The following is a 12,453-nucleotide window of genomic DNA, read 5'->3' on the forward strand; positions in this document are numbered from 1 at the left end:
CGTATGATCGTTGCATTCATTGGCCTGGGCAACATGGGCCAGGCTATTGCACATAACCTACTCAAGGGCGGGCATCAGCTAACGGTGTTTAACCGGACAAAAGACAAGGCCGACACGTTGCTGGCGGCTGGTGCGCAGTGGGCCGCCACGCCCGCCGAAGCCGCCGAGCAGGCCGAGGTTGTCTTCACCATGCTGACGGACGACTCGGCGCTACGCGATGTCGTTACGGGAGAATTTGGCTTTCTGGATCGGCTGCCGAGTGGTGCTATTCATCTGTCATGCAGTACGATTGCACCCAATACCGCCCGGCAACTGGCCGAACTTCATCAGCAGCGGGAGACTACGTACGTAGCCTGTCCTGTGTTCGGAAAACCCGACGCTGCCGTTGCGGCCAAACTCTGGCTGACGATCTCCGGCGATGCGGCCGCCAAACGGAAAATCCGTCCGCTGCTGGACTTGATTGGACAGGGCGTGTACGATTTCGGGGATGATCCGGGAGCGGCTAACGTCGTAAAACTGTCCGGTAATTTCCTGCTGGGTTGTGCGATTGAAGCGATGGCCGAAGCCTTTACACTGGCCGAAAAAAACGGGATCGATCGTACCGCCGTCTGGACGTTCTTCACTGATACGCTGTTTAATTCACCGGTGTATAAAAACTACGGGAAAATGGTGGCCGAAGAAGTGTACGAGCCTGTTGGGGCGGCTCCGGCGCTGATCCGAAAAGACATCCGACTGGTGCTTGACGAAGCCCAGAAATCGCTGGTGCCGATGCCTTTTGGCCAGATCGTGCATCAGCAACTGACGGCTACGGTTGCCAAAGGAGTTGAGAACATCGACTGGGCTGGCTTTGCCGGAGAGGTATCCGAAAACGCGGGGGTGGGAAAACGGTAGATAATAAATTAACGAGCTAACAAAAGGCCGAATCAGTACGTACTGGTTCGGCCTTTTGCCGGTATATAGTCTAAAGCGTTTTCCTGAGCGACTTTTTCAGGTAGTTCCGAACAGGAATATCCAGAAAGCGCATAATCAGGTAGGCGTTGATGATCAACAGAATGGTTCCTACGACAGTAAGAATCGTTAGCTGCGGAATGGTCGGCTTGTTGACTTCGATGTAGCTGTAGACGATCCACAAAAAGGGATAGTGAGTCATGTAAAGCGGGTAAGATATGTCGCCCGAAAATTTGCAGATTTGGGCTGAGGCTGCGTTGGTCTGCGCGCCTGCTCCCAGGGCAATTAGAAAAGGGAAATAAACGATAACCAATATTGGGTCGACAAACCAATTGACCGACTTCGAGAAAGGAACCAGAAAAGCCAGCACCAGCAAGACAGCCATCGACGCAAAGCCAAGGTTTGATTTAATGACCCAACCGGAGCGAAACACGAGCATTCCGGCCAGGAAGGAATAAAACGCCCGGAAGGCCCCGCCAATGATGTTATCGCCACCGAATCCAACCCCCAGATTCGTGGATCGATGAGCCTCGTAAATGAGGCAGGTGGCCGCTACGATCGTTAGCGCCCACAATACTTTATTAGGTAGTCGAACCAGAATGAGCGCGTAGATCAAATTAGTGACGTATTCCCAGAACAACGACCAGGTGGGCGGATTCAGGTGGAACAGATTGTAGTAGCGTTCATGCACCAGCGGGTACGGAATCATCAGGCAGGAAGCGACAAACATGCCTACCAGTTTGCTGGCATACGTTTGGTAAAGGTTGCTGAACGGATCGAAGAGGAACGTAAGCAAACCGAGGACAGACCCAATAACGACCAGCGGATGCAGCCGAATCAGGCGGAGTCTCAGAAACGTAACAAGGCCGAGTGTCTGTAATTTCTGGTCATAGGCGTAGGCGATGACAAAACCGGATAAACAGAAAAAGAAATCGACGGCTAAGTAGGTATGAGCGACGAAATTATCGTGATAGTCAGGCTTGATAAACTCCATGAAATGGAAGATCACCACGGCTACGGCGGCAATCCCCCGCAGACCGTCTAAAAGCTCGAAATGGTGCTTGGTCGTCAGGGAAGGCGTTGCTGGTTTAGTCAGGTTCATGCCTGTCTAAGCGTGATAAAGGGCAATAATACTGACTGAGACCTGGAATTATAGTAAGACGAGCGGGTGGATAGACCGATTCAAACGTCACAGGCGCAGGTCTTGACTACTCACGCCCGTGACGCAATTGACAATGATTCAGGTGTCTTTACGTAGACAGGCATAAAATCACTACTCACTCGTGCAAACTGGCTGGTGGTGTACCGGAAAGTTGCAGGAGTTGGCGATGAAACATTTCTGGTTGGCGGGCGTGTGTAAGGCGTTGGCTTTGTCAATCATGCTGGCATCGGCAACTGTGACAATGGGGTGGAGCGTAACCTGTCGAAAACGCCCCCCTCCCTCCGGAGTTTCAATCATCACGCCCGTTGCCTCATCAACGTACTTGGTTACGACCACGCCCGCTTCAGCGCAGAGGTGCAGGTACCAGAGCATATGGCAGCTCGACAGCGACGCAACCAGCAGTTCTTCTGGGTTGTACCGCGTACGGTCGCCCCGAAAGGCGGGGTCGGAGGAACCGGGAATGTCTGGCTTGTTAGTCACCGAAATTACGTGCTCTCGCTCGTAGGTCTGATAAGAGTGGGTTCCCTGACCGGTGTTGCCCGTCCAGTTTGTGGTAACTACGTACTGATGTTCCTTGGTCATAGTCGTTAGCGTTGCTGGTCGCAAAATAAGACGCTACCGTTCTTCTCCGCCAATAGGCCCGTAAAACAGTACCCACGTGGCGAAATCAGTCGTGAAGTTTTCGAACCGATGTTCCGTTCTGGCCGGTACAACCAGTAGGTCACCTGGTTTAACGGCCATTTTTGCGCCCGCAAGATCAAACGTACCACTGCCCGCAAGAATGACGTATACTTCATCGCGGTCGTGGGGTTGCTGGTTGTCAATCCGGTCCGGTTTATAGTACTCCACGACTAGACTGCCGTGCTTGAACAGCTCGACAAACTCACTGGCGCTTGCTTGCAACCGGTGTAAACCCTCTTCGGACGTGATAGGCTGCTGCATGCGTCGTGATGCTGAAGGACGTTGATAGTCAGTGCTACTAGCTAGTTTGTAAATAGTCGGGAAGGTCGATGCTATCGTTTTCTTTCGCTGGGATGGGCGCCAGCCGAACCGTTTTCAATGGCACTACGCCCGACCAGGTTGGCAGGTTCAGATCTTCGGGCTCGTCGTTCGGGCCGCCAGTACGTACCTTCGCCGAAGCTTCATCCAGGGAAAAGGCTAGTACGGTGGTTTTACGCATCTCGCTTTCGGTGGTAGGACGAAGATCAGCCCAGCGATTAGGAATGAGATGGTCGGTGATCAGCGCCAGAGCATCCATTTTTTCGGCTTCGTCGATCACTTTCTCCGCCTTCGCAAATAGGATTACCGATCGATAATTGACCGTATGGCTGAACGCCGATTTAGCGAGCACCAGTCCGTCCGCCAGCATCACCGAAATGCACACCGGGGCTCCGTTTTCGATGGCGCGAATAAAATGGCTACCTACCGAGCCATGAATGTACAATTTGTTACCCTGACGTGCGTGGGCGGTTGGTAAAGCAAACGGTTGCCCATCAATGACGGTACTGACCGTACAGAACAGGGCTTCGTCAAGAATGGGATGAATGGTGGCTTCGTCGTAGTAAGTACGTTTCGCCAAACGGCTGGGAGTTGTACGAGCAGTTTGCATAAATGCTGAAGCAGGATGGTTGTATGGAACAAAAGTCGATCTTTGCCGGACCAGTAAAATCGTCCGGTTTTTAGATTTTCACTAGTCCAGTTATGATTCCGTTTAAATCACTCATTCAGCTCGACAAAGCATCCGTCACGCCCATTTTCCTGCAGCTGAGTGATCAGCTAAATCAGCTGATTCAATCCGGTCAGTTAACGGCTGGGCAGCGGCTACCGGGTACCCGGCAACTGGCTGAGTTAGTTGGTGTGCATCGGCAAACCGTTGTGGCAGCCTATGATGAAGGCTTGGCGCAGAGCTGGCTCGAAAGTCGACCGGGGAGCGGTACGTACGTAGCGGCTCATATACCGCAGCAAACTCCCCAAAAGTTGACTGTGGCTTCGTCATCCTCCCAGACACAACCCGGCTATGCGTTTGACACAAAATCGTACCTGGCCCGGCCCGTGATGATCAATAAGGCCGGTTTGCATTTGGACGACGGTTTCCCGGATAACCGGCTGGCACCCATGGACGAGCTTAGCCGGGCGTACCGGTCCTACTTCCGCTGGGGAAATCCGCAGCAACATTTTGGCTACGGCGACACGAAAGGACACCTGTTGCTCCGGGAGCAATTGTCCTGTCACCTGAACGAAACACGTGGCTTACGTACAACACCGGATAATGTCCTGATTACCAGAGGTAGTATTATGGGGATACACTTGGCTTGTCAGGTATTGTTACGTCCGGACGACGTCGTGGTCGTTGGCGAAACGACCTGGAATGTAGCTGTTATGAACATGCGACAGGCCGGAGCCCGCGTGCTGACGGTGCCGGTCGATCAGAACGGTATGGACATGGACAAGCTAGCGGCCCTGATAGACCAGCAATCGATTCGGATGGTGTACGTAACGCCCCACCACCATTACCCGACTACCGTAACACTACGGGCCGACCGGCGGGTGCGGCTGCTGCAACTGGCCGAGCAACATGGGTTTGCGGTGCTGGAAGATGATTATGACTACGATTTTCATTACATGAGTCGACCGATCCTGCCGTTGGCCAGTGCCGACAAAAAAGGTATGGTGGTCTATATCGGTTCATTAACTAAATCCGTGGCACCGGCCTTCCGGATTGGTTACGTTGTGGCGCCCACCGCGTTGATTGATGAACTGGCGCGGCTTCGGCGGATTATTGACCGGCAGGGCGATCCGATGTTGGAATTTGCCATCGGTCAACTGTTTAAAAACGGCGACATGAAACGGCACTTTCGAAAAGCGTTACGTACCTACCACGCCCGGCGTGATTGGTTCTGCGATTTGCTGGCGAACGAACTGCCCGATGTCGTTCAGTTTACCAGACCAGACGGCGGGCTGGCGGTATGGACTACGTTCAGGCCTGATATTGATTTGGAAATAATCACCAAGCAGGCTGATCGAATGGGCTTATCGTTCGCTAATGGGCTGGTACACAATCCGCCTGGCCAACGGCTCAACGGCACCCGGCTGGGGTTTGCGTCCAGTACGGAAACGGAATTGACGCAAAGTGTTCTTATTTTACGTAAGCTAGTACAATCTCCACGATAGCTTTGTGAAGCAGCTTTTCATGCAGTTTATGTTTGATCTATTTTTTCAGCAGATCAGTGCCGTCACCCACCTAACGGCGGCCGAGCAGGAACGTTGCCGGTCCTATTTCAGCCAGCGAACGATCCGGAAGCGGGAATTTTTGCTGCAACCTGGCGACACCTGTCAGCAACTGGCTTTCGTGGTCACTGGGTTATTACGTGCCTACACCATCGACGACAAAGGAGCTGAGCACATCATTCAGTTTGCGCCTGAAGGCAACTGGATCTCCGATCCGAAAAGTTTGTTTTTGCACGAACCCTCGCACTACGCCATCGAAGCGCTGGAAGATTCGCAACTCCTGTTGCTGACAAACGAGTCGATGGAGGCAATGCTGACGAGTGTACCAGCGTTGGAGCGGTACTTCAGGAAGCTGTTGCAGAAGAATGTAATTGCCCTGCATCAGCGGCTTATCAGCTCATTGAGCCAGTCGACGGAGGAGAAATACCAGGCTCTACGAAAACAGTTTCCGGGCCTGATGCAGCGAGTACCTCAGCATATGCTGGCGGCTTATCTGGGAATTACGCCCGAAACGCTGAGCCGGGTCCGGCGGCAGCTGCTACGGGACTGACGGCCTTGCTTTCTTATCATACATCAATGACAGGAGGCTGGCGGAAGCGGTATTTTTGTATACCGACCTAGAACGGTATCCACGATGAACCGCAAAACATTCCTACAGTCGGTCCTTGGTATGACGACAATCGCCGATTTATCCGATTTCAATACGTTTACGGCTGGACTGGAAACGCAGTCACAGTTGATGCCTGTCCTATTCGTTGGGCATGGGTCGCCCATGAACGGGATCGAAGATAACGAGTTCTCCCGGCGCTGGACCAAGATGGCCCGTGAGATTCCAACGCCGAAAGCGGTCCTGGTCGTATCCGCGCACTGGTTCACGCGGGGAACGCGCATTACGGCTATGGAAAAGCCACAGACGATCCACGACTTTGGTGGTTTTCCGCCGGCCTTGTTTGCGGTGCAATATCCATCACCTGGCCACCCGCAACTGGCGAAAGAAACGGCGTCGATGATTCATTCGGCTCATGTCGAACTGGACCACGACTGGGGTCTCGATCACGGTACCTGGACAATTGTGCGGCACATGTATCCCGACGCGAACATTCCGGTGCTTCAACTTAGTATTAACTACACGAAAGGACCGCAGTATCATTACGAGCTGGCGAAAGAACTACACGCATTACGTCGGAAGGGTGTGTTGATTATGGCCAGTGGCAATATGGTCCACAACCTGCGAATGGTTTCCTGGCAGATGATCAACGGTGGTGGGTACGATTGGGCAATCCAGATGAACGATACGTTCAAAAAGCTGATTCAAACCGGGACGCACGACTCATTGATTCACTACGACCGCCTGGGCAAAGACGCGCAACTGGCCATCCCCACGCCGGAGCATTACCTGCCGCTACTGTACACGCTGGGTCTACAGGGCAAAAACGAGTCCGTTTCGTTCTTCAACGACAAAGCCGTGGGCGGCTCGCTGACAATGACGTCGGTGAAGATTGGCTAGTAATCAAGGACTGGCATAAAAGTGCAAAGCCGGGTCAGATGGCCCGGCTTTGCTTTGATGTTACGGTAAGTAGAGAATCCTCTTCGGTGTTATTTCGACAACTAAGAAATGCTAATCGATAGCCAGCGTTCCCCTTAATTGCTGAGCAAAAATAAGGTGGAATATGTATATAGATCAAATTGATTTAATTTATAATGTAATAGATATTTGTGATTTATTGATTTGTTCTACTTTGAGTCAAATAGGTATTTCATTGATAATGAATAGGTTATTTTGGTTATGAATCTTCGGTTTTAGAGTTGGTCAAACCTTTTAAGCCGTAATAAGTTAATAGAAAATACTCAACAGAGACGACAATGGATAAATTACAGAAATTCGAGTTGATGAATAAGGTCGTTCGGGAATTGGAAGACCTGCAAAACAGCCAAAACGCCCTGATCGAAAAGATCGGTAAAATTGAAGTAGACAACATGAACGGTCTGAACGACTCGTTCCTGGAAAAAAACTTGAGCGATATGCACGGCAAAGTCGCGGAGAACGTAGACGCGGTAACGAGCATTTTCTCGTACTTCGAACAGCAACGCGACGAATACGCAGACAAAAACCGGTCAGCTATCGAAGCGCTGGAAGCCCAGGCTGCCGCCGAAGCCGCCAACAGTTAGACTATTATTGAGCTATATAATTGCAAAAACGCCGGACAGTGTGTCCGGCGTTTTTTGTTACATACACATATGTATGCATCGCTAATACAGTAATTGGCTCGCCCGGAATGTGTTATCTGCCGCCTGAAGGAGTTTAGCTTTCAGACGAGGATTGTAGCTAGGGCGTTCGGCTAAGAACTGACGCACTGTTTGAGCAACGGCTGGTGTCTGATAGGATGACAGCGTTGACCGCAGCCATGACTCGGGAAAGAAGATGTCTCCTGTCCGTTGAATTTCCTCCAGTAACTCTAAACTTTTAGGAACGTATTTTGCCGATGTTGCTATTCGTAGGGGATGGTGCAAGTAACCTAAAGCGGCTGTTACCCAGGCTTCCCGATCACGGTTGGCTTCCGTAGACAGCGACGCAAAAAAAGCATCGCGTTCGACTACGTCGCCCGATAGGGCTGGCATCATGAACTGCAACCGCTTCTGCCGATCCGGGTTTTTGATACGTGTCAGTTGCTCGTTCAGAATACCTTTAGCTGGGTAGTCGCGTACGGCCAAAGACAAGGCCAAGGAGGTATAATCGTCTTCGGTCAGCGTAACGCCACTTGGTGCTTGCTGCTCTTTCCAGATACTGTAGAGTCGCCGTTGCGCGTCGGGGCTAAGTGCTACGTTCTGGTAAAGTCGGAACAGCAGTTTCTTCCGGCCACCGGCCGATTTGCCGGTTGTTTGTTGCATAGCCTGCCAGGCCGCCTGTTCGACGGACGTAGCCAGCGCCAACCGGCTTTCGGGGCGGGTGTACGTCCAAATAAGATCACTTAGTTGGTTGGTCAGGAACCGGAGATTCAGTTCCTCGGTTTCAGTAGTCAGGAGTTGCTGGTATGTAGCCGCTAACTGCGCCGGAGTGACTGCTGCTGGTTTGTTTAGTTGCCCTGTCAGCATCGTTTCGTACAAATTAATGTAAGCCGATGCCCGCATAACCGGGTTCTGGAGTGACGACAACGACGAAAGCAGTGCTGGATCAACCGGAAACAGTCCATACCCTTCGCCGGACGAATTAAACAGGATGAAAGACGGCATCGGTTTGCCCGTCGCTGACGTAATGGTTACCTGCGTTTTGTTCATCGCGACGGGCAGCTCCTCAACGTGGTCGGAGTAGACAAGCGCCATAGAAAAGCCCTGCGGCCAGACGCGTTTTGATCCGTCTTCGCCCTGCTGCGAAATAGTCAACTTGCCAATTGAGTTGCCTTGCTTATCGAGCTGATACGTAAAGCGGGGGCGCCCCGTTTGTTCTACCCATACCTTGTTCCAGGCTACCAGATCGGTGGGGGTGCGTTTGTCCAGAATGGTGATCAGGTCCGTCCAGGTGGCGTTGCCAATAGCATACGTTTTCAGGTATTCCCGCAGTCCGTCGCGCAGGGCGTCTTTTCCTATGAGCTTTTCGAGCTGCCGCATCATGATCGGCGCTTTGTGGTAAATGATACCGCCGTAGAGCGTACCCGCTTCCTGCAGGTTGGCGAGCGGCTGGCCAATGGGATTAGCGCCCTGCGTCCGGTCAACGCCATAAGCCGCCGGGTAGTGATCGACCACAAACTGCAGGTCGTAGTTGGCGTCAGCAAAAGCCGTTTCGGTAATCTTGTCAGCCATGAAGTTGGCGAACACCTCTTTCAGCCAGACATCGTTAAACCAACGCATCGTAACCAGATCGCCGAACCACATGTGGGCGGTTTCGTGAGCGATTAACGTCGCGCGGGAAAGTTTCTGATCGCGGGTTGCCCCAGCGTCCAGAAACAGACTTGACAGTTTATAATCGATAGCCCCGGCGTGTTCCATCCCACCGTACTGAAAATCGGGAATAGCGGCAAAGTCCAGTTTCTGGAAGGGATATGGAATCTGGGTGTAGTCTTCCAGAAAGCGGATAGCATCCGTGTGGAGGCTAAAAATCGTATCGGTGCTCAGCCGGATTTTGGTGAGGTCCGTTTCCCGGTGAAGTAGTGTCATCGGTCGTTTGTCCAGCGTTTTGGTAATGGACTCGAACTTGCCGGCCACAAAAGCGAACAGATACGTGCTGATCGTGTCCGATGGCATGAAATGAACCGTCTTTCGGTCACCGGCCAGAGACGAATCCCGGACCGGACCGTTGGCCATTGTCTGCCAGGTTTTAGGAACCGTCAGTGATACCCGAAACGACGCTTTTAGATCGGGCTGGTCGAAGCAGGGAAATACCGTCCGGGCGCGGTCGGGAACCAGCAGCGTGTAGAGATAATCGTCGTTGCGGTTCAGGGACAGATTACCCGCCGTAAACTGAATATCGATCTCGTTTACTCCCGCTTTCAAGAAGGTATTATCGATCAGCAGATGCTCCTTTTCGAAAACGATCGGAATATCTTTTCCGTTAATGGCAACCTTCTGCAAATGAGAGCGTTCTTCCTTAAAGTCCAGCTGAATCGGATTTGCATTTGTCCGCCAGACGAACGAAATTGTTTCAGTTGCCGGAATAGGCTGCGCTTTCTGCGCCGGAATGTCGAACGACAAGGCGTACCCAAGCTGGCTGATGACCTGATTGCGGTGTTGAGCCAGCGTCTGCGAGACGCCCGTTTCAACGGGTAATTTGCTGCTGGACGATGGTTGGCGGGAGCAGGACATAACGGCAGGTAGTAGAAGGAAAAGACCGTAACGAAGCATAGTGGGCTGAATTCCCATAAGGGTGTCGAATTGGAAGAGGGCGTAACGTCAATCAAAAATAGCACGTGCCATGAAACAGCACCTTACTTTTCTGCTGCTATTCGGGACAATTTTCGGTCTTGTCTCACCGGCCTGGAGCAATTCGATCCTGATTCCGATGGACGATGAGCAGGCAAATCACCTGAAAGCCTACGGCATTGCCTACAAGGTGCTGAAAGATGACCTGGAGGTGGAATGGCTAATCAATTACCGGGGGGGCAGTTTCCTTATTAAACAAACGCCCGCTGTCGAAACCGAATGCCGGGTGCGCGGTGTCTCGTTCGAGTCCTTATCCGACGCCAGTGCCAATGCCATCAAGCAGCAGCTGGCTAATCCCGATCTGAATACGGACGTTATTATGCTGCAAAAAGCGGCCAAAATCATCGTCTATTCCCCGCTGAAGGTGAGTCCGTCGGAGTTTGAAAACACGGATGCCGTGTTGCTGGTACTCAACTACGCTGAGATTCCGTACGAAATCGTCTACGATGAAGAAGTCCTGAAAGGAGAGTTGCCGAAGTATGACTGGCTGCACCTGCACCACGAAGACTTTACGGGGCAGTTTGGCCGAAATCTGCACCGGCAGACGCTGGCCGACATCAAGGCCCAGGAAAACATCGCGCATAAATACGGGTTCGCGAAGGTATCGCAGATGAAGCTGGCCGTTGCCAAAGGCATCAAGGATTTCTGCGCGGGGGGCGGTTATTTGTTCGCCATGTGTTCGGGAGCCGAAACGCTCGATATTGCGCTGGCAGCCGACGGGGTCGATATCGTGGGGGACAACTACGATGGCGATGGCATTGACCCCGCTGCGCAGGCTAAACTGGATTACAGTAAAACCTTGGCTTTTCAGAATTTTACGCTCGAAGGCGACAACGGCTACCGTGGTTTTTCGACCTTCTCGGATATCAATTCGGGAGGACGGGGCTACGACCAGTCGGGCGGCTTTTTCGAGTTGTTCAACTTCTCGGCCAAGTGGGATGCGATTCCGGCCATGCTGACCCAGAACCACACGATGATTATCAAGGAGTTTTTTGGGCAGACAACCGCCTTCCGCAAAACTGCCGTCAAGCCGAATGCGCTGGTGATGGGAGAGGGGAAAACCTCTGACCGCTACCTGTACGGCGAACTGGGTAAAGGCCAGTGGACCTTCTACGGCGGACACGATCCTGAAGGTAATCGCGGGGGGGGCTTTCGCAACCCGACGGATTTGAATCTACATCCGCACTCACCTGGCTACCGGCTCATTCTCAATAACGTACTCTTCCCATCCGCCAAGAAAAAGAAGCGGAAGACGTAACAGAAACACCCGCATAAATCGACTACAGACTCAGGCGAATTGCGGTTTTGTTATACGCTCCGAAGCAACCCAATCCACCCGTGATGTTGCTTCTGATCAGCGTAGGTTCCGCAAAAGGGTTGTTGTTATTACGGGCCTGCGTCAGTACCTGATCAACGTAGTTATAATAGGCCTCGTTCACGCTCAGCAAATAAACATTCAGATCGAACGGCCGCTGGGGCAAGGAGTTGGTACCATGAGAATAGATGAGTATCCGGCCCCGGCCAGACGTCAGCATCTGGCCATCCCGGTCTGTGTCGAGTACGAACGGAGATTCGTTGTAACTCTCGAAAAATACCTGATTAACGGCCCGGAACGGTATCTCGTCCCAGGTACCGTTGCCCAATAGCGTGCGAGCAACGCTGCCGTAGGAATTGTCGCCCGCGGCCTGGTAGTAGTTCTGTTCGCCCGCAGCGTCCGTCCATCGGAGCGTTACGTAATAATCGACCCCCAGTAAACTACCCGGATTACGGACCGAATCGACGATGACTTCAGGCACAGGTCTGGCTACGGGAACCCGACTGCTGGCCGTTGCTCGTCGACCGTCTGGCAGAACGACGGTAAGCTGATACGTATGGCCCGCCTGCACGCTGAACCGGCTGGCGGATACTTTATAAATCCCCTGTTTAGCATCAAAGGGTAACGTACTAGTTTGGGAGCCTTCTGAAAGAGTGACGCGGGCGTCGGGAATGGCACTGAACCCCGAATTATCGGTCTGTACGCCAACGCTGGTACGAGACTGACTTACGGTTGCGGTCAGTACGGTATCCTGGGGCGAAAGGTAACAGTGAACAACCAGTTCAGGATCGGCCTGTGGCAACCGCGCCGGATCAATATCCTGCACCAGCCCCGTGCAGGCCGATAACATCAAGAACGGACTCAGGAGGAGAAGTAAGGGTTTCAT

General features: G+C 52.5%; 12 protein-coding genes. 6 read left to right on the plus strand and 6 right to left on the minus strand.

Going from position 1 to position 12,453, the window contains the following annotated elements; genetic code table 11:
* Positions 1 to 3: 3 nt before the first annotated feature.
* Positions 4 to 891 carry an NAD(P)-dependent oxidoreductase gene (locus ACYVAD_RS08370; RefSeq protein ID WP_461139042.1) on the plus strand — a complete coding sequence of 296 codons (888 nt, stop codon included), beginning with the start codon at positions 4 to 6 and terminating at the stop codon, positions 889 to 891.
* Between the two features lie 70 nt (positions 892 to 961).
* Here ACYVAD_RS08370 and ACYVAD_RS08375 read toward each other — a convergent pair whose 3' ends face one another.
* The 4 genes from ACYVAD_RS08375 to ACYVAD_RS08390 form a co-directional block, all read right to left on the minus strand.
* Positions 962 to 2,050 carry an acyltransferase family protein gene (locus tag ACYVAD_RS08375; protein ID WP_461139043.1) on the minus strand — a complete coding sequence of 363 codons (1,089 nt, stop codon included), beginning with the start codon at positions 2,048 to 2,050 and terminating at the stop codon, positions 962 to 964.
* A gap of 171 nt (positions 2,051 to 2,221) precedes the next feature.
* Positions 2,222 to 2,692, minus strand: a complete 471-nt coding sequence (locus ACYVAD_RS08380; protein ID WP_461139044.1) for an OsmC family protein — start codon at positions 2,690 to 2,692, stop codon at positions 2,222 to 2,224.
* 33 nt (positions 2,693 to 2,725) lie between these two features.
* Positions 2,726 to 3,052, minus strand: a complete 327-nt coding sequence (locus ACYVAD_RS08385) for a cupin domain-containing protein (protein ID WP_461139045.1) — start codon at positions 3,050 to 3,052, stop codon at positions 2,726 to 2,728.
* 37 nt (positions 3,053 to 3,089) lie between these two features.
* On the minus strand, positions 3,090 to 3,719 hold the full coding sequence (locus tag ACYVAD_RS08390; RefSeq protein ID WP_461139046.1) for a pyridoxamine 5'-phosphate oxidase family protein: 630 nt from the start codon (positions 3,717 to 3,719) through the stop codon (positions 3,090 to 3,092).
* Between the two features lie 92 nt (positions 3,720 to 3,811).
* On the opposite strand from ACYVAD_RS08390, the gene pdxR reads away from it, so the two are divergent.
* The 4 genes from pdxR to ACYVAD_RS08410 all read left to right on the plus strand — a co-directional run bounded on the left by pdxR (position 3,812) and on the right by ACYVAD_RS08410 (position 7,507).
* Positions 3,812 to 5,281, plus strand: coding sequence for a MocR-like pyridoxine biosynthesis transcription factor PdxR (gene pdxR, locus ACYVAD_RS08395; RefSeq protein ID WP_461139047.1), 1,470 nt, complete (start codon positions 3,812 to 3,814; stop codon positions 5,279 to 5,281).
* A gap of 4 nt (positions 5,282 to 5,285) precedes the next feature.
* A complete protein-coding gene (locus ACYVAD_RS08400) occupies positions 5,286 to 5,888 on the plus strand; it encodes a Crp/Fnr family transcriptional regulator (RefSeq protein WP_461139048.1) in 603 nt (200 codons plus the stop codon).
* Positions 5,889 to 6,017: 129 nt separating this feature from the next.
* Positions 6,018 to 6,845, plus strand: coding sequence for a 4,5-DOPA-extradiol-dioxygenase (gene ygiD, locus ACYVAD_RS08405; RefSeq protein ID WP_461139172.1), 828 nt, complete (start codon positions 6,018 to 6,020; stop codon positions 6,843 to 6,845).
* A gap of 356 nt (positions 6,846 to 7,201) precedes the next feature.
* Positions 7,202 to 7,507, plus strand: coding sequence for a hypothetical protein (locus ACYVAD_RS08410; RefSeq protein WP_461139049.1), 306 nt, complete (start codon positions 7,202 to 7,204; stop codon positions 7,505 to 7,507).
* A gap of 81 nt (positions 7,508 to 7,588) precedes the next feature.
* Here ACYVAD_RS08410 and ACYVAD_RS08415 read toward each other — a convergent pair whose 3' ends face one another.
* A complete protein-coding gene (locus ACYVAD_RS08415) occupies positions 7,589 to 10,135 on the minus strand; it encodes a M1 family aminopeptidase (RefSeq protein ID WP_461139050.1) in 2,547 nt (848 codons plus the stop codon).
* Positions 10,136 to 10,244: 109 nt separating this feature from the next.
* On the opposite strand from ACYVAD_RS08415, the gene ACYVAD_RS08420 reads away from it, so the two are divergent.
* A complete protein-coding gene (locus ACYVAD_RS08420; protein WP_461139051.1) occupies positions 10,245 to 11,510 on the plus strand; it encodes an asparagine synthetase B in 1,266 nt (421 codons plus the stop codon).
* Between the two features lie 22 nt (positions 11,511 to 11,532).
* Here ACYVAD_RS08420 and ACYVAD_RS08425 read toward each other — a convergent pair whose 3' ends face one another.
* Positions 11,533 to 12,453, minus strand: a complete 921-nt coding sequence (locus ACYVAD_RS08425) for a DUF4249 domain-containing protein (protein ID WP_461139052.1) — start codon at positions 12,451 to 12,453, stop codon at positions 11,533 to 11,535.

The sequence above is a fragment of the Spirosoma pomorum genome (assembly GCF_054776615.1).